We start from the raw sequence: 24,358 nt of genomic DNA, 5'->3' as shown, positions 1-24,358 counted from the left end.
CAAGGTCCATTTTTTGCTCTGCTTTGAGCGAGTCTCTAGCTTCCATAATCAACTTTTATACTTTAAGAGCCTTATTGGCGTTGCCAGCTTTGGGTTTGGGTCTAGGTTGTTCATCCTGGTATTTTTCAATAGCGTCATCCACCGTATCGAATACGGTAAGCTGTCCAGCATCAAGATAAATACCAACGTCACAATTTTTTCGTAACAATGGCATAGCATGGGCAACAATAATGAACGTTGAAGTTTTGCGCTTCTCGGCAATAATCTCTTCACACTTTCTCTTAAAGTGCGCATCCCCGACAGACATCACCTCATCAACCAAGTAAGTATCAAAATCTACGGCGATACTGAGCCCAAATGCGAGGCGCGAGCGCATTCCAGAAGAATAACTTTTTACTGGGGCATCGAAATAATCGCCGATTTCAGCAAAGTCCTGAACCCGGTCCATAACCTTGCGCTGTTCCTCACCCCAAATGCCATGTATTCCACAAACAAAAGCTACATTATCCCTTCCAGTTAGGCTTCCCTGGAACCCGCCAGAAAGCCCCATGGGCCAGGAAATTCTCCGATCAGTTACCACCCGTCCTGAATCGGGATAGTCAATACCTCCCATGATGCGTAACAATGTTGATTTACCCGCACCATTGCGGCCCAAAATACCGATATTTTTTCCTTCTGGAAAAGTCGAGTTCACATTGCGAAACAGTACTTTACGGCCATTTGGCGTACGATAAGACTTTGTTAGATTTTCCAACTTGATCATTGGCTTCTCACCAGGTCACGCCAGTTAGCCCTATATGTCAGCAAGCCAAAGGCGAGGAAAGAAACGGAAATAAATATCAAGTAGTTAAGGTTTCCAAAAGCTCCTTGATACTGAACAAATAACCCCTCTCGAGTAAGCTCAATAACATGTAGGAGTGGGTTCCATACCAGGTAAGGGTGATACTCTTCTGGAATTTGCTCCAGTGAGAAAAACACCCCAGACAAAAAATATAGCGATCGTACAATTATTGGGGACATCTTCGCAGCTTCAGGAAACCTTTGGCCAACAACACAGAGAGCCAAACTAAGCCCAAGGCAGAAGCAGAAAAATAGCAAGTTTACGACTACTAACAACAAGAAGTTATTAAAACGAGTGGACACTCCGAACCACGCTAGCAAGCCAAGTAAGCATGTCAGGGCTACTAAATAGATGGCAAACTCCAACAGCGTGCGAGTCAGTACTGCGTCAAATGGTCTCAGTTGCCGATAGTTAAACAGCCCCCTATTCGGCTCAATAGCAGTAAGCCCCTTCCCAAAGCAATGGCTGAAACAAAGGAAAGGCGCAATTCCAGATAACATGAACAATGCAGTGGGAATACCAGGGTAGAAGTTTTCCCTAACCAAGCTGAAAATTGTTACAAGCACCATCATATGCAGAGACGGTTCGAGCAGCACCCACACATAGCCCAGCCGCCACTTACCAAAACGGGTTTTCATCTCCCTAACCAGCATCGCATGAATTACATCACGCTGGATCTGCCACACTGTGCGTTGAACGGAGGATTCCATATCAGCTTTTTCTTTGATATATGTGAACCAGTTCCACGCCAACCAGGGCAACAAACTGGGATAATTAACTCAATTCCATTTGGTGGGATTTTTTTCACATTGTTACAACTGTTACACGCGCCTTTTTGCTGTGATCGTTGTTATTAGCGTGAAAAATACTAGGGTCACACACTTTATATAGCGAATCTTCCTGAAAACGCCAGTTGCGTCCTTAATAGGCGCGGTATGCTATCGCAGTCCCGCCATCAGCGTCTTGACGAATTAATTACGCGCCATTACGAACTTTCCTACACTAAATTGGTGAGATCAGACTGAGTAGTCTGAAAAGGTACACTCTTTGATCAATCCACTCAATGCACGCACGCTTCCTGTCGCCAATGGCTAATCTTGGACCAAATGGTTTGAATGGCAAGCAGGCGAATAAGCATCCACTCTGGGCAAATTTCCAGCAAGAACCTTCACCCAAAATCTCAAACATTCCCTCAACGTAACGTGTGCAGCTCTTCGTAATTTACCAGTTACAATTTCCGCTCCAACCTAAATTCACGGTATATGACCCAACGATTCGATCATTTATTGAGCGTACTAATAAACCTTATAAATTGAACAAATCTTATGCAACGATAGAGGCGCTCCTGATTGAGGTAGTGCTCTCAGAGGGTGTCGCTCAACGATGCAATCGATTGCATTCTAAAGAAAGCAATAAGTCTACTCAATCTTTTGCATACGTTAGTACCCATATGCCAAAACTACAGTGATAAGATTTTACTTCAGGGCTGACTTGACCAACGCCATACCTTGCAAAGGTATAGGCTCCCATACTCACGCAATAAACAAAGGTTCTCACACTGTGATCCGCACTTAGGCGTATGCTTGCCTAGCATGTGAAAATGACATCTCTTAATTAAGCCCGTGCCCGATTGGAGTGACTTTTCATAAAAGCCAAACCAGCTCAATTTGCTTCACAGCAACGCTCTGTTGGTGATAACAAGATTCACGCCTTAAAAAGGCTTTTAGTAAAACAATCCAAGTAAGGTTGCCTTGTGGTTAACGGTCACTGAACAACCTAAATTTAGGCTAACACTTCGTCCACCCAATCAATCAACCAGCCGACCGAGATCATCGCCGATGAGCTTTTAATAGATACTGCAAGGTCACTATACGTTACCAAAATAATACACACCCAGCTTAAAGCATCGTAAACCAGCTATTAAGCAGGCTAAGTTTGTTAGTAGATTAGTCGTATTTAACTGCCCGCAGCTACCACCAGCAAGATCTATAAAGTTACAAGCCTAATGGCTCAATGAATAATCTAGTTGAAAAACTACGCATTTTCGATATCTGTCCCTTTCTCTCAGTGTGTGGTAAAAGACTACGTATTTCGGGGCAAGCTCAAATCAATGGGTATACACTAACATCAAAAATTATCCGCTTGTTAGACAGTTGTTTCTTTTCAGTTTGGGATAATATCAATTATTCTACATAGCATCGATTATCGTTCGATAACTGGTGGCAGCTTGCCACACAAAAAAGTAAACTTTGTAAACTACAGACAATTTGTTGTGGTAAGCCTTGAAACTCTAACCAATAAGCATCAATCCATTCTACGGAAGTTAGTCTTAGTAGATTGAGTCAAGCTTTCTAGACCAGTCGTTTTAATGAAATAAACTGCTTAGCAGACTAGAGTGTTCCCATGTTTATCGTAATCTACTGGGAACCAAGCTCATCTATGATTTTTATAAGAAATACAGGCTTGGAAAATATTAAAATTTATCAAAATTTGAGGCGGTTACTCTCACTAAAAGTCAACTCAAGAATCCATAGAATAAAAATTAACTTCTCAATAATTGCTCTTATTTTATACATATCCTCATGAATAAATCATTCAACATGATACTCATAAGGCAATATGCATTCTCGACCATACAAGAGCTCGGATCATAATGATATTTAGCTAGATGCTATGTAAGGCGAAGATAGCCAGTTTTTCTTAAGATTAGTCTACTGAAGTATCTAATTATGTGAAATCAAGCGTCAAGGACTTCATTTTTGAGTTATCTTAATCTTCAACAACGACAATCCAGCCTGTATTTTCTATAGAGTCATCAGTTATAAATCTTTTACCATGGCGATTCTTGGGGAAAACTAACCGAGAGTATTTATCGCAATATATATGAATAGGTTGCTTAGAGAGAATGACTTAAAAACCAATTATTATCTAGATAATTTATAAATATATTCATATCACTTATTTTTTCACGCATCCAAAATTTAAAGTCTTAGTTCAAAATTACATTTCATTCACATATGTTTGCTTTTTCTGGGATACCATATTCCTTCAACAACTTAGCATATTCACCTTTGGCACAGAGTCGGTCTAACCCCTTATTGAAATCATCTCTAGGTTTTTCATTCTTAAATGCCATCTTGAATTTAGTAACAGGCAAAAAAATCTTGTGGATATCCACTTCATCCATTGAGTGTCCCTCCACAATAGTGAAATTCATAAAAATACTTTTATCAACTATTATGATAGAATCTGGATTTCTCCAGAAGTCTAGGACTTGATCCTCTGAGTTATCAGCCTCAACATAGTTTTTCCTGCCTGGCGCTCCAGGCGAGAACAGGCGCTTAAAATCTGGTCCGAGAGTAAGATGGGCTCCCTGCCAAACAATGAGATCATGCCCAACAAGATCATTCACACTATCTATCTTATAACCTTTATTTTTGTGACTAATCGCATAATTCACAAAACCGATATAGTATTTTGAGTAGTAGTACTTCTCTGGGCCACTATGTTCGATCGCATTTGCTTCTGCGTTTGCAATTCCCCTCCCAATTGCTTTTGGAATATCACCCCAGCTCATCTGTAAAAATGTTATTGAATATCCTGGAAGTGACTTTAGTATTACATCTACCTCGAGTCCGCGTTCCGCATTATTCCCCACATATGGTGGCGCATCCTCCTCAATCGCTACTTTAAGCTCTGACGCGGAAGTGAACAGTGCATAACCAAATAGAAAGGAAATCAAAACTAGCTGTTTTAATCCATTATTTTGCATAACAATACTCAGAATGACACCGAAATTAGAATAAGTTAGATAGTAGATTAGGCTATGAAATAATACCTTATATGGTAATGGACACGGACTAGCGCCAAAATTCGCCCATGAGTCGAATATGATGTCAGTGACGCGTATAGATTGGTGGGCCTCTATAGATAATTAACCTGTGTGGAACCCGAAATTAAATATTAATCCCTTTTGGCATGAAAATCTTTCCAGCATCTTTGGTATTATTTACTCCTTCAAATAAATAAGCAGTAGTTAAAAGCTTTAGGAGGGCTGCCTACTTCTTCCATCCTTCACGGATATTTGAAATTTCCCGTAGTAAGAGGCATTAAATTGAACCATCTTCAATGCAATCTTTTCCTTATCAAAGTTCCTGTTACTTTTATTCAATAGGAGCTATATACCTAAACTGAAGTAAATCACCGCTCATTTTGCACATTCTCCCCAACTTGACATTCGTAGCCGCTTCATTCCACATCACCAAAAGGTTTATATTAGTCACCGGAATTTAGAATATTTTCCTAGATAAAACTCCTAAATAGAGTTAGATACTGCCCATCATACATTATTTAATGCGCATTATCTGAAACCAAGCTGGCCGACCTGACAAATACTGGGAAAATCTCTTCGGCCATATCAAAGTCCTATAAGTGACAAATAAGTAAGCTAAAGATGTGCCATTACATTTTAAAATAAATATTGATTATTAAATTATAAAAGTAAACATAGAAACTATTCTATAAATTGAAAGTGGATCCGCTTTCCCGATCGGTTTTAATTGGTGATAATTAAATTTCTTTATTTTGAAGAAACCGTTTTACACACTTTAAAATTATACTGTACTGTTGTCTGGCGCCTACAAATCGATTCTATTAAACATCAAATTGATGGGGTAGCAAGCAGAAGGGCGACGCTAAATATCAAGGGAATTGATTACAATCTATGACTTCAATATATTAATATTTATTTTTCAATAAAAACCGACTCTTAAGCCGGTATCGTAAATTTACATACACCATCAAAATGATCAAAAATTGCCTGGGATTACTCATTTCATTATCAACGTTGCCCCTCTTCTATTAATGATGGCTTGCTATGGCTGTAAATTAGTATAAAGAAATTTGGTTCAAAAATTAGCGTTCTCCAGCATCTACAAGTGCCTGATAAATACGATCAGGATAATCACCAATAATGCCGTCTACACCCAGTGAAATACTGCGCTCTATATGGTCTTCATCATTCACGGTCCACAGATCAACAAGTACCCCTTTTTTCTGGAAAAAACGCACATAGGGCTTAGTTGTAATGCTATATGGAAGCTGAGCAACATCAAACTTAGGCTTGAAAGCCCAACCGAACCCTGTGCTCCAGGCAAGACTTGCCTCAATAAGTTCACCTATGGTTGCACTGGTTCTAACCTCACCCCCGCTGATATCACGAAAATGATTCATTGCTTTGCTATGTTGGCTCGCAACGGTAACCTGCCCCTGCATCCGATAATCTGAAATAACCTGCCAAAGTACCTCTGAGAGCACTTTATCATTAGGTTTAATCTCTACATTGAATAAACCATCAGGATAACGCTCGAATAGTTCATTCAGTGTTAACAAAGTAAGCCCCTGATTTCGAAAGGGATAACTGCTACCATTATCACGAGTGAATTCATATCCTGCATCCAGGGATTTAATTTCACCTAAGGTCAAATCTTCAATTTTATCAGACACCCCTACATTGTCTTTGAGATCTGCATCATGATTAATAATGATGTAACGATCTTTTGATAAATGAACATCCAGCTCCAGGATATCTGCACCCTGTTCCATGGCCATATCAAATGCTAGGGAAGTACTTTGAGGGTACTCACCAGACGCCCCCCTGTGAGCAAGAATCTCTATAGCTAAGGCCTGATTACAGAAACCGACTCCTAAAGCAAGACAGGCAATGGCTTTTAAAATTTTTTTCATTTAGAGAATTTCCTTTATTATTAAATTGGTAAACCACTACATGAAATACAAATATACTACCAATCAAACCTGCTAGTTTATTGAATCTATGCTTTAGGTGCTTAATATTGCTCTATAACAAGAATCTAATAAACATATTTCCAATCTGGTTCAAATAATACTTGAACTAAAAAATTAGTGTGATGACAAAATACTTCTATTACGCTCTAGAAGATTTACTAAAAATTAGTAGAATATTCTTAACTAACCTTAAACGCTAAACATTTATTCTTGTCATAAAAATTTAATTTAGATTGTAAAGGTTTAATCGACAATTCACCTTAAATCTATATACTTAGTTTACGCAACAGTGATTCAGCCGAATAATCGGTACTAGCGCACATATTTTTCAATAGATTGTTTTCAGCTCAATTAATTATCCTTTGCATTTGGGTTCGTTATAATCAAATTTAAGTTATTTTACTATTGGTCTTGCCCACTAAAAGTAGACACTCTAACTATGTATAGTTACGCTCATACTCTGCTGGACTTACATAGCCCAATGCAGAGTGCTTACGAACCCTATTGTAGAAAATCTCAATGTACTCAAACACCTCAGATTTTGCTTGCTCTTCGCTTTCGAATGTTCCGGCATAGACCAGCTCGACTTTTAGCCTGCAAAAGAATGATTCCATTGCCGCATTATCCCAACAGTTAGCCTGGCGACTCATACTCGGCTTGCACTTGCTTTCGGACAAGAGATCCTGGTATTTCTGCGATCGATATTGCACACCCCTGTCAGAGTGAACTATTAGTCCAGGCTTTATTTGTCGTCGCTCTAGAGCCATTTTCAATGCTCGACGTGTCAATTCATCGGCCATCTGGGAATCGAATGCCCAACCTACAATACGTCGAGAGTACAGATCCATAACTACCGCGAGGTACAACCACCGCTCCAGAACCCAGATATACGTAATGTCACTTGTCCAGCGGCAATTTGGTCGATCCACATCAAAGCAACGCTTAAGTAAGTTGGCGGAGACATTAATGCTCCCCTCTACGGGCTGACTATATCGAAAGCCTTTGCCGTTTCTCGCTTTAATATGCTCCTGATGCATAAGCTTAGCGACGTAGTTCCGTGAACATGGCTCACCTAACTCTCGAAGCTCGCAAGCGATTCTAGGCGCTCCATAACGACCTTTAAACGCAGTAAACGTCTCTCGGATTTTATCGATTGTTCGTATCTTTCTAATCGTGTGAGGAGGTGGCAACCGCCCTCGCCATCGATAATAACCCGATCTTGAGACTTCTAAACACCGACACATCAAGCTAACCGGGAATGACCCTACATGCTCTTGTATCAGTGCGTACTTTACTCTCGGTGGTTCGCAAAGTACGCAGCTGCCTTTTTTAGAAATTCAACCTCCTGACGTGCTTCATGCAGTTCCTTCTTGAGCTTGCGAACTTCAGCGCTTTCCTGTTTGGAATAGTTGACGCCGCCTAAACTATTGAACTGCTTATCAGACAGTCGATTAAATTGACGACGCCAGTTGTAGATCTGCTGTGCGCTGACGCCTAGCTCTCGTGCCACGGAGGCCGTTGTTGCTCCAGGCTTTTCCGCTCTCTTAACTGCTTCTCTACGGAACTCCTCCGTATACGCCTGAGTTCTTTTCTTACCCATGACACACCTCCGTGTTAGGACTAAACCTAACTATACAGGGTGTCTACTAAACGTGGGTAAGTCTTCATGCTAACGCACCTGAACTTGAAAACATCAATATTATGAACAGCAATCCTTTATTCATTGTTTCTACCTTCGCATAACGCCGCATTCAGCCGCAGCTAAAATTGTGGGACTTTTGTGGTATAAGCGCAGCGGTCAAAAAAGGTACACAGCTTTGGATGTGGTACTGCAACGCCTTGTTATGAATTACTATTGACCAACTCCTGTAATTTCAGCCAATTTCTCTTCAGTACATGTTTCATTAACTGTTCCTGACCCTGTACTAGGGGTATACCATAAAGTTACTGGTTTTGACTGTACATGCGCTGACAGTATATTCGAAAGCATGGCTTTTCCAGCTTCCGTATCAGATTTAAACCTAAAATCTTCTGCATACCAATCGCACGTATCCTCAGGAGGGTTAGCTACCTTCAAGTAGGTAAAACCATTATTTTTTGTATGAACCCTCTGTATATCGATACCTTCAATATAGGCAGAATATACATTACCAGAAAAAAGAAAAATAATTGGTAATAAAAATAATTTATTCATAATCGTCAACTTCTCCAAACCTATAAATTCATAACGCCGCCATAACCGGCGGGAACGGAGTTTATTAAAGTACGCTATTTAAGCACACTGTAAACGACGCAGTGGACGTCGGGCTGATGGCTTTGTTGGGGCTCCCACCTGGCAGGCTCCTGAAAGCTTGCTTGAATAGCCTTAAAACTATCGCTAGCGTCGTTATCCCATGGCCATATGCCATCTACAGTTGGATAGATTAGTTGAAGTGCGTTGTAGGAACTACCTTTATAGAGCCAATTACAAGACAGCATAAATTCTTCTCTATACTTTTTAGCGACAGCCTCAAAGGTGACTTCGAAGCCATCAAGGAATCCTTCGTAAAATTTACCCTCTTCGAACTTTTCACCAGCAGTAACCCTGCGGTTGTATTCATTTACTATCCAAGAGCTAAGCTCGCTCCTGAGCCCTAAGACAATAACCTCCGGAGCGTCAGTGCATTGGCTAATGCCAATGCTATAGGTGAAGCTAGGATCTTCTTCTTTAGGGTCAAAGACAGAGGTAACATGACATCCGTACTCTTCGATGTGTTTTACAATTTTTTCTTCTGCTTTATTCATGCGCTGTAAAGTGCCCTAACGCTTTTAACATGGGCGTAGCTTCAGCTACGTCCCATGCCTAAACTTGTTACATTTTTCTCATTTGGTATTTTAAAAGTAAACTTAATTTTTTTAATGGAGCCATTCTCGTTATCAATTTTTGAAGAATCAACGAGCAATGTTGGAATTGAATTCAGAGCCGCTTGATCAAGATACTCAAATTTCGAAGACTCGAAAATCTTACTTTTTGTAATTATTCCATTTTTATCAATTGTAAGTTCGACCCCGACGCTTCCTTCTTCTTTTAACATCATAGATGCCCAAGGATAAACAAGCTTGCCAGGTTCGGCCAAAAACGAAAATTTAACTTCAGTAATATAAGGATCCTTTGCATCGTGAAGCTTTCCTTGTTTATGGCAAATAGTTGAACCAAAAATGCAGGTGCATGTATATAAGTAATGCACAATAAAAGCAAAGACTATTGCAGCAACACCAAGAAAAGCGTGTTTTTTCTTGAATCCAGATCCCTTATTTGGTGGTGTTATTTGACTTTCTGTCCATTTATCCATGATTTCTACTACTTTGAGATGTAACGTCCCGCACAGGGGCAGACAAATAAGCGCAGCGTTTTGGCTATCCCTGAGACCGAAGGGAGCGATTGCTGCGTCTTGTTATAAATCATTTGTAGAAACTGTAGTACCACAATGTATGCAACCTACCCTACCTGAAAACCAGTGGAGCACAACGGACGACCAGCTTTTGTGTATAGAGGCAGGATGAACCCCATGCTTACCCTGAAAGGTTAAACACTTGTTACAATTCGGGCAACGTACCCAAAACACCAATACAAAGTGAATGATTGCAAACGAGAAGAAACCGCCAAAGATCGTATAGTAGACGGGCATCTCATAAGTAACGTCGAAGTAGCCAAGAACAAAGGATGCAATCATACCTCCAAGAAATAACCAAGCTATATATGTAGCTATCGCATTCAGCTTTCCGAGCACAAAACTCTCCAAGATTTATAACGCCAATGTAAGCGGCGAGCGACGCAGAAGCGAGTCCAGCGGAATGCCGAAGGCATGTAGCGGTGTTTGACATTTTTGTTAAATGTTTTTGTCATGCACTTTAAAGTTAGCATTAGCAACCGCCACCATCTCCGCCTCCACAGCCCCCATCACCACCTCCAAAACCACCACCGCTATCTCCACCGTGACCACCACGACCACTATCCGGACCTAAAAGAAAAACAAATTTTATTAGCAGTAGAATTAGAAATACGCCTACTAAAATTGGCGAGATCGTACTTTGAAATGCATTTTCTGATTGAAGGTCTGTGTAGTGCCATGAAGCAACCAAACCTAAAATAAATACTATCCATGAAAACATCGTTTTAATCCTGAATGAAATTTAACGCTGGCCGCACAGGCGAGCCACGTAGTGGCGAGTCCAGCCGCCAGAGGCGGCGATGTGCCGGCCCCTGTTATGTGTTTGGTAGTAAGTAGACATATAAAGGGGTTGTTAACCAGAAACCACCAAGCATACCATTTTTACTTAGCCTACCGAAAAGCCCGCCTCGCGAACCTAAGTAAGCTACTATAACCAGCAGCAAAGCTGCCACGAACAGAACCCAAAACTTGCTAATAAATAGTACCGGCCACAGGACACACATGGTGCCTAGTGTCGCTTGCAGTACCCATTTGAGAGATTGAAGCTTATCTTTTTTCTCTCTGGTCGTAAGCCAAACCATAAGAATGTATGAACTCACGCATAAAATCGTTAGCAGCAGTAGCTTCATCGTGGATTACACATAACAGTTTATTAAAGAGCCAGTGGCTCACTATCCATTTGGCCACTAGTTCTGGGAGGGAGCTTCCAAGCTCCACAGAAGAGCCTTTATTTGCAGTAGGTTTTAGACTTTTGTTCAAATAGTAGCCAGATATAGTGAGCCATCAGCTCAAGTCGCCTAGTTCGACCTTCCTCTCTTGAACACATTTTACCCATAATCAAATCAATAAGTTAGGGGGAACTTTCTATAGATGTAAGCCATGGCTCTATAATTCGGGCTTTCGCACCGGCAATACGCCCACTTCAATACTGAAAACCACAGCCAGTATCACCCACTCGGTATCGCCATAGCCGCAATAGAACTATGCACAGCCAGGCGGTTGGCCACCTCGACAATACAACTCGCTACTAAATCAGCAGCATGATCGGCGACGTTTACCGGCTGGCCGCATCAGACTGCAGAGTTTTGGTGGCTACATAAACGCTGGACATCAGATCTCCAGCGCCATCAGTCTGTACATTGTTCTGATCATCAATAACGGCAATGGAGCATTTTAGCACCGCAACAGCCTGAGCTTCATTATTAGTGGACTCTATGGTCTGGGTTACCGTTGCGCGCACAATAGTGCCAGCGCTGCGGCCGTCGTCCATGGTGTAGACAGCGGCAGCAGACAGTATCTGCCCGGCACCGGCAGTAAACATTTTCAGTTTGCTTTCGTTGAAAGCCTGCTCAAGCTTTTGCCGCTGTTTTGCGTGCTTAGCTTCCAGTAGGGTAAGTTTTCGCTCATAGTCATCATGAGCTATCAGCTTGGTGGCGAATGCCTGTTGTAGCAGGGCTATTTCATCATCCTGCTGCACCTGCAGTTGTTCCATCTCAGTGAGCCAGGAAAGCTGCAGGGTTTCCAGGCGGGCCACAATACTCTAGCGTTCCGCTTCGGTGAGTCCATCTGCGCCGGCTTGACTACCATCAACTTCACCATTCTCCGAGCGCGCCTGTTCTTCAGCCTGGGCCATTTGGTAGCGTGCCTTCTCGCGCTCGACATACTCAGCCCGCAACGCCTCAGTAGATTCGAAACCTCGCTTACTAAGTTCCTGTTCAGAAATTTGTAACGCCGCAATTTGTTGCAATCGCAGCTCATAGTCGAGTTTAATCTTGCCGCTCTAGTCGACCAGAAATTGATCCAGCTGATTCAACTGCAGAGAGCCCGCATCCTGTAGACGCTTAAACTCTGCCGCGGCCTAATCCCGCTCTGCTTGCTCGCTGGTTGCCGCTGATGCTTCTGCCGCTTTTTTCTGCTCGTCTCGCCGCGCCATTGCCGCTTTTAGATCAGCGTCTTTAATTTCCTGTAGTTGTATACGGTATTTTTCTACCCAATATCTTTGTTTTTCCATTTTTGCCGCTTCACATTGAGCCGTCGCTTTCTCCAATTCCTTTTGATGCCACAAATACTTCTCCGGCAGCTCGAAATATTTATCCGCATTCTTCTCGGCTTCCGTTGGCATCAACACAGTACGCCACCAGCTCACTACATCGGCGATAAAACCAACATTCTTGGAGGCCTCCTCGGTCCTGCCCATTGCCTACAGAAACTCTTGCCAGTTCTGGCTTAGAGTTTCGACCTGGCCGGCGAGTCCGCCCGCCTCATCAGAGCCAGCCCCGCCTACCTGTTGTGCCAGCTTGGCCAGGATGAAGCGCTGCGCTTCGGCCACTTGGCCGCTCGCCTGCATGGTCCTGATCTGTCCTTTTTCTGTCTCGGCAAACGAGACACCAGATCGTTTCAGTGCTGTCAGGCCGCTTGCTGGGTCTTCCAGCGCCTTACCAAGTTGCAGCGCTGTACTCTTAGCATCGCCACCCATTACTGCTGCCAGGTCTTGCGATAGCACAATGGCTTGGTCGAACACGTCGGTTTGCACTGACTTAAAGGTAAGCAACACACCCTGCGCATCGGAGATACCGGAAACGCTCGCCAGGGTATTGCGAGCCACCGAGCGCGTGCTCACCTAACTCCTGTGTAGTGCATCCACTGGCGTTGCCTGTGGCCCTTAACAGCGCCTCAATTAGTCATAAAAAAACCCGCGAGAGCGGGTTTGGTGTTTTAAATACGACAGGGCAGTAATGTAATAATTATCTTTTAAAAAAAATTTTAAATTCATATCCACAATACCCCGCGCATCAATCTAAGCAAATAATGCTTTCAAAGGGCTAGCCAGCATAAGCAGCATGACTAACTAGGCTACCGAGTCTAGTAATTAACAAGAACAACCCTGTCTATTTCAGGAGCACAGCCAGAGATTTGTTTGATAATGAGCTTGACCCTCTTCCCGGAGGCAAATGACGTGAGAAGTGTTGAAGATGTAACCTCATAATTTGGATGGGTTAAAGGTAAATAAAATCTGCGCCCATCATTACATATAGAATAATCCGAAGAGACTTTCGCCAAAACCACATTTACGCCGCCACGATCTGGATAAAACTCTTGAATATTATCAGGTGCAAGCCATTTAGTAGTCTCTGCACTTACAGAAATTGAAATACTACCCAAAAGAAAAAATGTAGAAAAAGTTTTCATATAACCTCAGCTAACCATATACTGTTAGCAATTAAAAAATATATTACATATACCGATATTATTAAGACTCTAACCACACATTAACAATCTCACATTCTGCCGTCCCATGACCTGTGACATCTGGCAAATCAGTTTTCGTATTGTAATAAAAACCAACCTTCAGTGATGCAGCTTTAGCAGTGAGAAGTAACGATAACAATGAGCTATCATCACTTGAAAAGCGTATTCTCGCAGAATTACTACCCATGAAACATTCATCATTTTCAAGCTTGTTTTTAAACTGGACAAAACTAGCTTTATTCATTTTATTACTACTGACCAGAACCCAATCTACACTGTTGTGACGCGAAATCCCTGCCAGCGCTACAGTCGGCATAAGGAATATAGTAAGCAATAAAAATTTTATACCCGTTGAGAACCCTTTTTCATTAACATTTAATTTCACGTTTATCATAGCCTCTAATTGTCCATCTATTTTTTTGGCGCAATGCTACCACAGCCAGAATTACAGGACTAAAAATAATTCAGTTATTAAATTCAAACACTTCATCCTGGAGCACCAAAGCGTATCGGATTATCATACAAGCCCGCTTAAACAGCAATCATGCTTCCTCTGTTTAGTCCGAAAGGAAGCGGTCACTAACACGTCTTCGGTACGGATAGTATTGAGCACACGGACCTTACCGCTAACACTCATACACAACATCCGGGCGGCATACTCTGCGATTTCCTATGTCGTAATCATCACGCAGAGCCTGTTGGCCGCTATCGTCCTCTTTCCAGATCAAGGTAATAGAGACCTCGCCAGCATCATGTAAGCCGGAAGAGTCGTAGTCCATTTAATCGCTGATGCCATCAATCGGCGTCATCTCAACAGAACCGCGCAACTCTTCACCGGGGTCGATATCCAACATGCCAGCCACTGGCTAATAAGAGCTGCCATCATCGCTGCGGGAAAATTTTGTTTTGTAACATTCTGGGTTTGACTGAGTAGGAATAAGTCACAGGTTTTGCCCAGGGTCGCGTCATCTTGGAGGACACTCACAATATCTGCAGCCGCTTGATCCAGTGCGGCATACATACCGCCATCGCTCTTTACTACCACGGCAATAGTCAGATCCAGCTACCTACTGGTGCGCCATGCATTTCGTATTCAGTGTTTTCGATTATAAAGCCCACCACAATGGATGGCAGTTTTAATGAATCAATTTCTTCTGTGGTGCCAGAGGGTGGGAGTGTGTAGCCGCATAGAGTTTACTGCTTGTTTAAAACCATATTGCGGATGTGTAATGCGTAGGGTAATTGGAATTGCTCCGGGAATTTTGGGCATAAAAAACCCGCTATTGCGGGTTTCAGTATTTATGGCAGAAAACAGCTTTCTTATATTATTTTCAGCAACCAGCTGAAATTCAAAAATATTACATATCTAGAATAGATTACTTAAGATTTACAATTTACGCTCATTCATTTCAGTATAGCTTCTAACTACCATAACCAATTAATACTATTAGTACCACCGCCTTGATTCAATCCTTTAGTAGCACAACTATTACAAATGTTATTGATAGCTTTACCATAGCTCGCAGAACTTTTAAACCAAACCCCTGCCCCTTTATTTTTTAGCGAAAAAATATTTCCAGATATAATGCCCTTATCCGAATGAACAACAACACTATTAAAACCAAAAGATCCTGAAGTGTTAATAAATGTATTATTAGAAATATTATAATGATCTGAGCCACTAAATAGCTGCACACCAAATACAGACTGACTAGATGTATGGTGCCCATACATCAAATTATCTTTAATACTTACTTGAGCAACTTTATCAAGCCAAACACAACCAATTTTACAATTAAGATGAGAGTTTGATAAGTTTAACTGTGGCTCAACAGCGGAGTTTGCAAATTTTAGACCATAATTAACAAATACAAGATTGCTTTCTGAGATATAAAGCCCCTCATGATTCGTCACATCTATCGCAATATTGGTATAGTAAATCTCAGCCTCTTCGATTGTAACCTGGACAGAGTGACCACTCCCCCTCATCCATATCCCCCTACTACTCAATGGGGTATTTGTACTATTCTTTACTTGACCAGAAAAATAATATCCATCTATGTGGACTCCTAGAGCAGTGTCAATTATTAAGCCAGTATTCCAGCCACTATTAGTTGCTCCTGTGTAACCTGACAACTCTACATCACGAACTATAACTTTGGGCCTAGTTCTTGGCTGAATATGATCATTAACAATGCTATTTTTCCCATTATACTGATAAGCACTACCAGAATTTGATGACTTAGTAAATAAAGTAAGCCCTTGAATTACAGCGACTTTGTGCTTCCCAGAAGGTGGCTCAACATAAATACCATTGGAACCAGATGCCCATACAAGCTTAGAAACTCCAATTCCATCCCCTTTTATAGAAAGGGTATCACCTTTAAAATTCAATCTGGCAGATAGATTAAACTCGCCCGCAGGGACGTAAACAATAGAATCAGAATTCTCAATCGCTCTATGAAAGGCAGCAGTATCATCAATACCATCATTCGGAATGGCACCATAGTCTATAACATTATTTGAAGCTACTGCTTTGACACCAAAAAAAATCAAAAATATAGCTAAAAAACACCTAAATTCCATCTCTTATCTCCATACATTTATATCGCTCGAGATATTATCAGACCAAAAGTATCGCCGCCATGTGAATCACTTATAAAACTAAAAGAATTTAATAAAACTAATGGCACGAACGTTTCGCTTTTAGCTTAAAACAATTAAGTGGTTAACAAATCCTCGAGCTTCAGGAGCCAAAACTTACTCCTCATTTGATAAACCTAGGGTACAAAAAAACATGAAAAAGAGTTTAGATATAAATAGATTCAGCTGTCGATTGTTACCGCCATGAATGTCGTGACCAGCTTTTTCGGTAGTAAAGCCCAGCCCAATAGCCGATAGCCTTTTTTGAATCTATATCTTCTGTGGTCCCAAGGGGTGGGAATGTTTAGCCGGATAGGGTTTGTAGCTTGCTTTGTACGGCATCGCGTATTGTTATGCGTTGGGTCATTAGGGGTCGCTCCAGGAGTTTCGGGCATAAAAAAACCCGCTAGTGCGGGTTCAGATATCGATAGCACAGCAGCGCCTTGAAACCGAAGTACCTTTTCTGTGATGACTAGACAAATTTAAAGGGAGATCCTATTTTAGAGCCCATTTAGATATAACTATCATCACAAAAACCAGCTACATTCACCCTAAAAATATTTTTTTTCATGTCTTATTGCTTCATATGTAAAATTGGGCTTCTCCCAATATTCATAAAGAGGAATTCCACTTCTATCGTAGATCATTTTTTTTAACATCCTATGCCTTATTGAAAGAGCTCCAACATTATGAATCCAAACACCATTTTCAAAAACAGTAAAAACTTTCTTTCTATCACCAGGAGGTCCATATATGCATTCTCCCAATACAAACTTACACTCACCCAACCCACTAACTTTAAATATGTTTGGGCTCTGTTTTTTGTCAAGAAAATGCCTTACACCATTAATATAGGCATACTTTGAATCACTACCTGAGTAATCAAACCTCTCCTGATCTCCAACTCTCCCCGTATATACAAAGCTCCCTCTAGTAAAGCTGGGCTTCTTTTTGACACTACTAACTTTGAAAGTCCACCCTATCTCTTTCTGAATATTTTCAATATCACTAGAATTTTCTGGCGTGAGTATTTTATCTTGATTTTCCAGCAAAATTCTTTCTGCGACAGCCGTATTGGCCGGCACTTCAAAATCAATTGAAATCGGCGCAAACACTTCACAAGATTCTAACTTATCGAAATAATCCATTAGAGCAGGAAGTGCCTGATCCATATATTTCTCCTCGTCTACCAATCCAAATTCGGGTTTTGGTAATTTACCTGAAGAGTCTTTAGCCTATTCAACACAAGAGCAAAATTCATTCTCACCTTGATTTTTGCAGTCATTCGCATAAGAAAAGAGATTCTTTATAGGAAACTTCTTATATGAAGTATCTTTTTTTGCAAGATAAGTATTAACAATTTCTTTTTGATTGTAAGTCGCACACGAAGTTACAAGCAAGCCAGAATCATTATGATTCCATATTTAAGTTTACTCATATTCAACCTTTAGCGTACCTGTGGGGTGAACAGTTAAAGGTAAGCTAAGTTCAATAACTTGTGCAGGTTTACCAAGTGGTAGATAACCGTCAATACTTCCCATTTTCTGACCTTCATATTTAGAGGAAGCAATAATAATAAACTTGTGAGGACCCATTTCCTTAAATTCACCTGCAACCGTCATAGACTGCAAACCTGACCGATGCAACTCAACTTGTTTGCCAGAAGGGCTAACTAAGTATACTTCTGATAGCACTGCCCATTTCCTCAAACCTAAGCAATCACACATGGCGTGAAGCACTAAAGAGAATTCCGTCTCTTTAGCACCCTCAACTTCTACCACTTCAAAATAATCTGTATGTTCACCTCTTTTTAGGCGAGGTGATAGACCTTCGCTAATTTCTATTTGAAGCGAATCCCCTCTACTAAGCTTTAACATGGAAGGAACTTCTGAGGCAGCTGAGTCTAAACTTGTGTAGACTTCTGAAATAGCTAACTGTCTTTTTTCTTTGATTAGCCCACATCCTGATAGAAAGACTGCCAAAGTTACTACTGTTAGTTTCAAAATTTTTTTCATGTAATTCCTACTTTAATAAATTGACAACTTGACGCTCAATATAAAATCTAGAAAGAGAGCTACTCTAAACCAAAACTTCTCCCGCCCCTAATCGCGGAAAAACCAAGCAAGCTATTTAAATGACTTCACCTAATGCAATATTAAGAGTGTAAAATTATGGTAGCTTCTTTAAAACTCAACATTTTCGCTGACTTATATCTTTTAGGGAATATTTTAAAAAATTAAACTAACCAATTAGATCGATTGAAACCGCTGACAAACAATCAGTATCATCCGTATAACTATAAACATCAACTCGCTTGCCAGAAACTAAAGCTGTCGTTGCTAGCGTAAAAGTTCGTTGAAATACTCCTTCAGTCCCTGCATTAGCAAGCTGAAATTTTACCTTTCCTGAGCACTTATCTGTACCTGATGAATACCATACCCAAAAAGCATCTGCATTCTGTGAAGTTGCTGATACTTTTGTCACTGTAGCACCCGTGGTAATATATCCTGCACCAGCAAATGAATTCATCGAAATAAACATCAATACTAGAACCAAATACTTTTTCATTTATCCCTCTTCGCTAATATAAAATTTTACTGGAAGCTTGCTTTTGGTGACAATTATCCACAGTTGTAACTGCTATCTCGGCAAATTTCCATTCGTTATTTTAAACAATTCTATAAATTTCAGCCACAGTAATCAGATATTCCCTGCTGATCTGCCAGCTTGGACTACCCATCCCTCTGTACCCGCCGCACAACCCCATCATCCTCCAACAGCTGACGCACTTTGAATTTCTGCCGATTAAGGTTAATCATAGCTTCGACGCTATGAGCTCCTACCTCACTCACTAGTAAGCTGAACTCAATGCGTTGTACCCGCACCCGCTCTTTAGAAAATCCATCAAGGTCCTTCTCGCAAATCACTCGGCACTCTATAGACTCACCACCGCTACCGTCTGTATAGGTAGCGGGCTTATCCAATTTGCGAAACGCGCGCTCCGCGGCTCTTTGGTCCAGGTCCATAAATCACCTAGGCTTTTACCGTGCCTGGTACGCCGGTAAACTTCACTCCAACACTGGTAACACCATCCTCTGCGGCGAAGGCAGTGTGACCGGTGATATCGCCGCTTGCAGCTTTAGCTGTAGCTGTAGCTGTAGCTGTAGCATCATCAAAGGCTTCTGCGGAAACATCCCAGGTAAGGGTTTGCCCCTGGCCAATCACTACCCCGGTTACCTTTGGCACCATGAATACGCCTTCAATGGCGACGATCCCGCTCGCTCCAATCGCAATATTGTCAAGGGCCACCGCCGATGGCCACTACTTGGCCGTAAGCGATAGCTGCGCTGGTGTTATTGGTTTAATCCAGCATGCACCCGTCTTGTACAAAATTAGTAGCCATTTCATTTCCCCGCCTGGGTTAGAGCTACTGCAATAAAAAAGGCCGCAATAAGTGGCCCTTTTCGGATTCTTTCAAGCTGAGTTGGATATTAGGTTTTAGGGGGTTTCACTATACCTTTTGCGTCCCAGGCTTTGGTGACGGCGTCAAGGCGCACTTTGAGTTCCACCCCGTCGATATTCGAGCCGTTTTGCTGTTCCAGTACTGGGGCCTACTGGCCGTCCAAGTAGAGCACTTCGATAGTGTCGTGCGCTACCGGGTCAGCATTGACGTACCAGCTATTGTGCCCGCAGAGGCGACCATCGGAGATCATGCTGGCAATATTGCGCACGCTGTTGGGTACAGTGTTGGATTTCTCAGAAACACCTACTTCAAACTCTGACTCCGAGGCAACCTTTGCGGCACTCTCATCGGCAATATCACACAGCAGGAATTTGGGGTGGATATTCAAGATAGCTGTGCGCTCTTCTCCCCGGATACGAAAGGCCACATTATTTAGGGCTACAGAGCTAGCATAAGGGAGTTGACGCTGCAGATCAGCAGAAGCACGATCAAATGCTGAGGTATCCAGGCTAACACTGACTTTCATCAGAGTTTTCCCTACAGCCTTTCCTATATTTTTTATCTATTGTGATTGTAATACTAGTTAACGGCAAGGCTTGCTGCAGCTATCAGTACACCAGCAAAACCTAACCAGTTATCTGCAAGCCACCCGGCAAAAGTGCCTACACTAACAGCAGTGAGATAACTGGTTTTTTCTGTTATTTCTTTTACTGCGCCCTGGAAAGTCATGACTGCTTCCAGGTTTTGATAGCCTTCTCAGCGCTGCGCCCCACGACATAACCACCGAGGCCGATTTTTACTACCCCCAGGAGGGCGAGCGCTTGTTCCTTGCCGAGGTTTGGAGCGGTCCACCCCAGCCAATGAGCCACGATCAATCCTACGAACGTCAGCATTGTTAGCGGTCGCCAGTTTCTCTGTATCCATGAGTCACCTATAGCTTCCGTAGTAATCACCTGGGTAGCCCGCTTGAGCTCCTCCAGGTCCATTGTAATGAGCTTAGCATCCACCTTAGCCTTGAGACGGTTAGCCTCAGTCTTGTCAGGGAATGCCTTATCTATAACCTTACGAATCAACTCTTATATAGCTGTAATCATGGTTATTCCGAAATATAGTGAGTGACACTTAATTCAAATCTTGGTAGCAAAACGCCTCGTAATCCCTTCATAGCTTTGCGCGACTGGGTTACCCACCAGGCACCCGGAGCAAGAGGCATACCAATTCCAATACCTCCTTGAACATCAGAGGCGTCGTTGGCGGCGTGAATCAGGATTGTCGAGCGACCTGGAACTTTCTTTAGTTCCCACACGTTAGGATACTTGGCAGAACTATAGGGCTCACAGAGGTATAGGCCCTCAGGGATACAGCCCTCAAACGGTCGATTACCCAACCATGGACGCTCTACCGTATAGAAGGTTCGACCATACAAACTCAATCGCCCCAAAGTAGCACTCGACCCATAGGCAAATCTTGTCAGGCTAAAATCCATGAGGTAGAAATTTCCTATTTAGTTTTTTGGTTGAAAGTAGTCAAAAAATAAGTAAGCTACTCCTCCCTTTTAATAAGACAGATAAGAAACATGAATCTAAAAAAAACTCTGGGGGCATTACTTTTAGCTTCAGCTGCACATTTTGTTTCGGCGGACTCAACTAATGTTCGCGGTAAAATTATATTTACTGAAGGACACCATTCGCCAAACTGTCGAACGGTACAGCTAGAAAGTAAATCAACTGGAGAGCTCTTGGCATTTAGAATTCAAGATGACGAAGGTTCTGATGATATTCAATCTATAGTTTTAGCAGCCCTTATGGGTAATAGAGAAGTAATGATCACTTATGACCCTGAGATTACATCGGGTTGCGGAACAAACCCTCGTATTCTTTATGTTAGGATTTATTAATTTTCAAAAGGCCGCATACTCACTACAAATAAACTCTACCATGGGATAACTAATTACTACCCGTATATAGAAGTAAATCAAAACATAAGAGCATCAAACTCACCTACAGATCAAATTTATTACTTTTAGATGAGAATATTTTATAAATAAACATAAAAAATCTTACCATGAAAAAATTAATATTACCGATTGCCATTGCCTTATCTTACTCATCAATCACCAGTGCAGCTGGCATCGCATCTTCATTTGATATTGAGTATGTACGTATCGACGAGTCAGGAAAAGGGCATGTCAAATTCAAGTCTGACCTAAACTATGAACCCGCCGATTGTACTGCCTCCAACTATAAAGATATGCTTGCTTTCGACACGAATGAAAATGGCGGCGCGGCTATATATTCAATGCTTCTGGCAGCTCAAGCTCAAGGCAAAAAAATACATGCTGTTGGGACTAGCTCATGCAAAACATACTCCCAAATCGAAAACTGGAGTTGGGGTTACATTGTTAATTAAAACTTCTATGTAATCAGGGTGTAAAAAACCGGCTCAATAGCCGGTTTAATTATTCAAAGCAGAAAAACTGCATGCTGAGGAGTTTATACTTCCTCAGGAAAAAGGTGTCAACAAGCGGCTTTAAGCCGCCCTTTGTACTCCTGCACAAACTCAGACACAGGCCCTCAAGCTTTTGCGAGCAAAGGGTCCGAACTCTGCTGCAAGCGATTCCAAATTTTTACCTAATCCCTATCCTAACGCTTTTCGGCACACCCTAAAATTGTTTGAACGAACACTCGTCAGAAATTGAAACAAGGTCATCCAAATAAATCGCTCTTTGATCAGCCCTTTTGTTTCACGTCTATACCGGTGAGACTCTCTTCTAAGGCAATTTTGATTAGCTTTTGCACCCAACCTACAGCCACAGAAACATCAACAGCCTGCCCAGAGGTATGGGTCATGGTCGCATTCAATTTTTCGTTTTGAGCTGGACGCTGAGAACCAGAAGTAATCATCACGGGTTTGCCATAACGCTCCCTAACTCAAATTAATCGCATTAGCATTTAATCTTTAAAATGCTTTTTGCACAACAGCGACAAGCTAGCTCCCGGTTTAAGAAATAGTTATTTTCGAACATTAAATCATCACAAATAAAAAAGCCCGCTTAAAGCGGACTTTATAACAACCAGTAGATTTAGATTAGAGTATAAAACCCTCTCATATGAAGGAGGGGCTAAATCACTATCAAAACTTAGTTAACACGTCAGCTTTTCCGTCACCATTAAAATCTTTGATCACTAAATCTTGAATAGAAACAGAAGATGCATTAATTTTCTCCCATCCAGACTTTCCGGAGAAAGACACCAACCAGTCAGAATTGCTTACTATAAAAATATCACTAGTACCATCTCCACAAAATCAGCAAGCTTCATTCTATCCACAGTTATTTTCGATATCCCCCATTTTATCCATGGATCCTGACCTGATAAACTTACCCACCAGTAAGTACCATCAGCCTTTAATACGTCTGCGATTCCATCACCATTAAAATCACCAATCACTGAATCTGAAAAGTCAGGCATATTTGTATTTAGCGTCTTCCACCCGGAAGTTCCAGACCAAGATACAGACCACGTCCCTTTAGAGTTATGAACAATATCAGTTATACCATCGCCATCAAAATCAGCAAAAGAAAGGCTATCCACTGTTGTAGATGAAGTACCAATTCTATTCCAGGTTCCTTTTCCTGACTACACTACATACCATCCTTCACCACTAGCTCTGAAAAACATCAGTTTTTCCATCACCATTAAAGTCACCAAATCGCAACTTATCTTAAGTAACACTCGAAGAAATCAATTTGGTTAAATCACCCTTTGCTTTTAGAGATGTAAACCAATCTGAGCCATTAGCAAGAAGTGCGTCAGTCGCACCATCGCCATCAAAGTCTCCCCAGCCAAAGTTATTAAAATCTTCATCTTCAAATCGACGCCATTTCCAATATTGATCACCAGAGTAAGAAATACTCCAATAACCTGGCACCTTTTCGCCATAAACGTTAGGCTTTTCTACTCCAACTTCATCTTTTCCAACAATTAAATTCCCTGTTACATAATGCTGTCGATCAGCAAACTCTTTATCATCATGAGAAAAAACGTTATCAAAGACCCATGCCCCCTTAATAGGTATTCCTCTAACTTTATCCGCAGTATAGTTGGGATTATAAAAAATATTGTGGTGGTATAAAAAATAATGACCAGCGTTATGATCATCACGATGATCTTTATCATCACCTCCATGAACATCAAAGCTATGGCTATTAGCTCCACCTAAAACTAGGTTGTATGCCGCTTCATACTCTGTCCATTCATCTATACTACCCGCACTAGCAATATCATGACGATTATGGTGAAAAAGATTATGCCTAATAGTCATATCCTGACTAGTGTCAGTAACAACGCCATAACCAAGCCCATAAAAACGACAACCTTCTGTTGAAACCTTCCCCCATTGAGTAGACGCCTACCTTTTGAATAG

34 protein-coding genes and 1 pseudogene are annotated in these 24,358 nt (G+C 41.5%); 2 read left to right on the top strand and 33 right to left on the bottom strand.

Annotated features, from left to right (window positions below):
* Positions 1–55: 55 nt before the first annotated feature.
* The 28 genes from ACJJJB_RS01870 to ACJJJB_RS01735 form a co-directional block, all read right to left on the bottom strand.
* Positions 56–763, bottom strand: coding sequence for an ABC transporter ATP-binding protein (locus tag ACJJJB_RS01870; protein ID WP_444945594.1), 708 nt, complete (start codon positions 761–763; stop codon positions 56–58).
* On the bottom strand, positions 760–1,551 hold the full coding sequence (locus ACJJJB_RS01865) for an ABC transporter permease (protein WP_020412098.1): 792 nt from the start codon (positions 1,549–1,551) through the stop codon (positions 760–762). Before ACJJJB_RS01865 ends, ACJJJB_RS01870 begins: the two co-directional genes overlap by 4 nt.
* Positions 1,552–3,848: 2,297 nt before the next feature.
* Positions 3,849–4,613 (bottom strand): substrate-binding periplasmic protein, encoded by a 765-nt coding sequence (locus ACJJJB_RS01860; RefSeq protein ID WP_020412097.1) that lies wholly within the window; start codon positions 4,611–4,613, stop codon positions 3,849–3,851.
* Between the two features lie 1,142 nt (positions 4,614–5,755).
* Positions 5,756–6,586 carry a glycerophosphodiester phosphodiesterase family protein gene (locus ACJJJB_RS01855; protein WP_445365615.1) on the bottom strand — a complete coding sequence of 277 codons (831 nt, stop codon included), beginning with the start codon at positions 6,584–6,586 and terminating at the stop codon, positions 5,756–5,758.
* 497 nt (positions 6,587–7,083) lie between these two features.
* Positions 7,084–7,926, bottom strand: coding sequence for an IS3 family transposase (locus ACJJJB_RS01850; RefSeq protein ID WP_445366256.1), 843 nt, complete (start codon positions 7,924–7,926; stop codon positions 7,084–7,086).
* 11 nt (positions 7,927–7,937) lie between these two features.
* The gene (locus ACJJJB_RS01845) at positions 7,938–8,246 is read right to left on the bottom strand and encodes a transposase (protein ID WP_282951339.1); all 309 of its coding nucleotides are present in this window, start codon (positions 8,244–8,246) and stop codon (positions 7,938–7,940) included.
* A gap of 252 nt (positions 8,247–8,498) precedes the next feature.
* Complete coding sequence (locus ACJJJB_RS01840; RefSeq protein WP_444945596.1) at positions 8,499–8,840, bottom strand: hypothetical protein; 342 nt, start codon at positions 8,838–8,840, stop codon at positions 8,499–8,501.
* A gap of 74 nt (positions 8,841–8,914) precedes the next feature.
* Complete coding sequence (locus ACJJJB_RS01835) at positions 8,915–9,430, bottom strand: DUF4262 domain-containing protein (RefSeq protein ID WP_444945597.1); 516 nt, start codon at positions 9,428–9,430, stop codon at positions 8,915–8,917.
* Positions 9,431–9,471: 41 nt separating this feature from the next.
* The gene (locus ACJJJB_RS01830) at positions 9,472–9,978 is read right to left on the bottom strand and encodes a TonB family protein (RefSeq protein ID WP_445365614.1); all 507 of its coding nucleotides are present in this window, start codon (positions 9,976–9,978) and stop codon (positions 9,472–9,474) included.
* A 571-nt stretch (positions 9,979–10,549) separates the two neighbouring features.
* Positions 10,550–10,798: a hypothetical protein gene (locus ACJJJB_RS01825; protein ID WP_444902126.1), complete on the bottom strand. Its 249-nt coding sequence runs from the start codon at positions 10,796–10,798 to the stop codon at positions 10,550–10,552.
* A gap of 834 nt (positions 10,799–11,632) precedes the next feature.
* On the bottom strand, positions 11,633–12,112 hold the full coding sequence (locus ACJJJB_RS01820) for a hypothetical protein (RefSeq protein WP_444945600.1): 480 nt from the start codon (positions 12,110–12,112) through the stop codon (positions 11,633–11,635).
* Positions 12,113–12,118: 6 nt separating this feature from the next.
* Positions 12,119–12,325 (bottom strand): hypothetical protein, encoded by a 207-nt coding sequence (locus tag ACJJJB_RS01815; RefSeq protein WP_444945601.1) that lies wholly within the window; start codon positions 12,323–12,325, stop codon positions 12,119–12,121.
* Positions 12,326–12,436: 111 nt separating this feature from the next.
* On the bottom strand, positions 12,437–12,775 hold the full coding sequence (locus ACJJJB_RS01810) for a hypothetical protein (RefSeq protein ID WP_444945602.1): 339 nt from the start codon (positions 12,773–12,775) through the stop codon (positions 12,437–12,439).
* A gap of 3 nt (positions 12,776–12,778) precedes the next feature.
* Positions 12,779–13,198, bottom strand: a complete 420-nt coding sequence (locus tag ACJJJB_RS01805) for a hypothetical protein (RefSeq protein WP_444945603.1) — start codon at positions 13,196–13,198, stop codon at positions 12,779–12,781.
* Between the two features lie 242 nt (positions 13,199–13,440).
* On the bottom strand, positions 13,441–13,767 hold the full coding sequence (locus tag ACJJJB_RS01800) for a hypothetical protein (RefSeq protein WP_282951524.1): 327 nt from the start codon (positions 13,765–13,767) through the stop codon (positions 13,441–13,443).
* 61 nt (positions 13,768–13,828) lie between these two features.
* On the bottom strand, positions 13,829–14,212 hold the full coding sequence (locus ACJJJB_RS01795; protein ID WP_282951525.1) for a hypothetical protein: 384 nt from the start codon (positions 14,210–14,212) through the stop codon (positions 13,829–13,831).
* 241 nt (positions 14,213–14,453) lie between these two features.
* Positions 14,454–14,606 carry a phage tail protein gene (locus ACJJJB_RS01790; protein ID WP_282951526.1) on the bottom strand — a complete coding sequence of 51 codons (153 nt, stop codon included), beginning with the start codon at positions 14,604–14,606 and terminating at the stop codon, positions 14,454–14,456.
* A gap of 26 nt (positions 14,607–14,632) precedes the next feature.
* Positions 14,633–14,872, bottom strand: a complete 240-nt coding sequence (locus tag ACJJJB_RS01785) for a hypothetical protein (RefSeq protein ID WP_444945604.1) — start codon at positions 14,870–14,872, stop codon at positions 14,633–14,635.
* Between the two features lie 380 nt (positions 14,873–15,252).
* A complete protein-coding gene (locus tag ACJJJB_RS01780) occupies positions 15,253–16,413 on the bottom strand; it encodes a glycosyl hydrolase family 28-related protein (protein WP_444945605.1) in 1,161 nt (386 codons plus the stop codon).
* Between the two features lie 608 nt (positions 16,414–17,021).
* Positions 17,022–17,642, bottom strand: coding sequence for a hypothetical protein (locus ACJJJB_RS01775; RefSeq protein ID WP_444902131.1), 621 nt, complete (start codon positions 17,640–17,642; stop codon positions 17,022–17,024).
* Between the two features lie 258 nt (positions 17,643–17,900).
* Positions 17,901–18,485 carry a hypothetical protein gene (locus ACJJJB_RS01770; RefSeq protein ID WP_353377216.1) on the bottom strand — a complete coding sequence of 195 codons (585 nt, stop codon included), beginning with the start codon at positions 18,483–18,485 and terminating at the stop codon, positions 17,901–17,903.
* Between the two features lie 226 nt (positions 18,486–18,711).
* The gene (locus ACJJJB_RS01765) at positions 18,712–19,038 is read right to left on the bottom strand and encodes a DUF5992 family protein (RefSeq protein ID WP_282951531.1); all 327 of its coding nucleotides are present in this window, start codon (positions 19,036–19,038) and stop codon (positions 18,712–18,714) included.
* Between the two features lie 164 nt (positions 19,039–19,202).
* Positions 19,203–19,496, bottom strand: a complete 294-nt coding sequence (locus ACJJJB_RS01760; protein WP_282951532.1) for a head-tail joining protein — start codon at positions 19,494–19,496, stop codon at positions 19,203–19,205.
* Between the two features lie 7 nt (positions 19,497–19,503).
* Positions 19,504–19,779: a capsid cement protein gene (locus ACJJJB_RS01755; RefSeq protein ID WP_445365613.1), complete on the bottom strand. Its 276-nt coding sequence runs from the start codon at positions 19,777–19,779 to the stop codon at positions 19,504–19,506.
* 302 nt (positions 19,780–20,081) lie between these two features.
* Positions 20,082–20,459: a hypothetical protein gene (locus ACJJJB_RS01750; RefSeq protein ID WP_445365612.1), complete on the bottom strand. Its 378-nt coding sequence runs from the start codon at positions 20,457–20,459 to the stop codon at positions 20,082–20,084.
* A 53-nt stretch (positions 20,460–20,512) separates the two neighbouring features.
* The gene (locus ACJJJB_RS01745; protein WP_282951535.1) at positions 20,513–20,662 is read right to left on the bottom strand and encodes a hypothetical protein; all 150 of its coding nucleotides are present in this window, start codon (positions 20,660–20,662) and stop codon (positions 20,513–20,515) included.
* Complete coding sequence (locus ACJJJB_RS01740) at positions 20,659–21,006, bottom strand: 3TM-type holin (RefSeq protein ID WP_445365611.1); 348 nt, start codon at positions 21,004–21,006, stop codon at positions 20,659–20,661. The genes ACJJJB_RS01745 and ACJJJB_RS01740 overlap by 4 nt, the downstream gene beginning before the upstream one ends.
* Before the next feature lie 23 nt (positions 21,007–21,029).
* Positions 21,030–21,419: a DUF5675 family protein gene (locus ACJJJB_RS01735; protein ID WP_445365610.1), complete on the bottom strand. Its 390-nt coding sequence runs from the start codon at positions 21,417–21,419 to the stop codon at positions 21,030–21,032.
* A 90-nt stretch (positions 21,420–21,509) separates the two neighbouring features.
* Here ACJJJB_RS01735 and ACJJJB_RS01730 point away from each other — a divergent pair, with 90 nt between their 5' ends.
* The gene (locus tag ACJJJB_RS01730) at positions 21,510–21,830 is read left to right on the top strand and encodes a hypothetical protein (RefSeq protein WP_445365609.1); all 321 of its coding nucleotides are present in this window, start codon (positions 21,510–21,512) and stop codon (positions 21,828–21,830) included.
* Positions 21,831–21,997: 167 nt separating this feature from the next.
* Entirely contained in the window at positions 21,998–22,342 is a 345-nt protein-coding gene (locus ACJJJB_RS01725) for a hypothetical protein (RefSeq protein WP_444902136.1), read from the top strand.
* Positions 22,343–22,662: 320 nt separating this feature from the next.
* Here ACJJJB_RS01725 and ACJJJB_RS01720 read toward each other — a convergent pair.
* The 5 genes and pseudogenes from ACJJJB_RS01720 to ACJJJB_RS01700 all read right to left on the bottom strand — a co-directional run.
* Positions 22,663–22,851 (bottom strand): annotated as a pseudogene (locus tag ACJJJB_RS01720) (hypothetical protein); the annotation flags it as partial.
* 214 nt (positions 22,852–23,065) lie between these two features.
* The gene (locus ACJJJB_RS01715; RefSeq protein WP_445365608.1) at positions 23,066–23,185 is read right to left on the bottom strand and encodes a hypothetical protein; all 120 of its coding nucleotides are present in this window, start codon (positions 23,183–23,185) and stop codon (positions 23,066–23,068) included.
* 20 nt (positions 23,186–23,205) lie between these two features.
* A complete protein-coding gene (locus ACJJJB_RS01710; protein WP_445365607.1) occupies positions 23,206–23,526 on the bottom strand; it encodes an FG-GAP repeat domain-containing protein in 321 nt (106 codons plus the stop codon).
* Between the two features lie 70 nt (positions 23,527–23,596).
* Positions 23,597–23,650: a hypothetical protein gene (locus ACJJJB_RS01705; protein ID WP_445366255.1), complete on the bottom strand. Its 54-nt coding sequence runs from the start codon at positions 23,648–23,650 to the stop codon at positions 23,597–23,599.
* A gap of 6 nt (positions 23,651–23,656) precedes the next feature.
* Entirely contained in the window at positions 23,657–24,256 is a 600-nt protein-coding gene (locus tag ACJJJB_RS01700) for a hypothetical protein (RefSeq protein ID WP_445365606.1), read from the bottom strand.
* Positions 24,257–24,358 lie beyond the last annotated feature (102 nt).

The sequence above is a fragment of the Microbulbifer variabilis genome, from assembly GCF_052468405.1.
The sequence above is the reverse complement of the archived record's forward strand: the minus strand, read 5'-3'. Positions and strand labels throughout refer to the sequence as shown.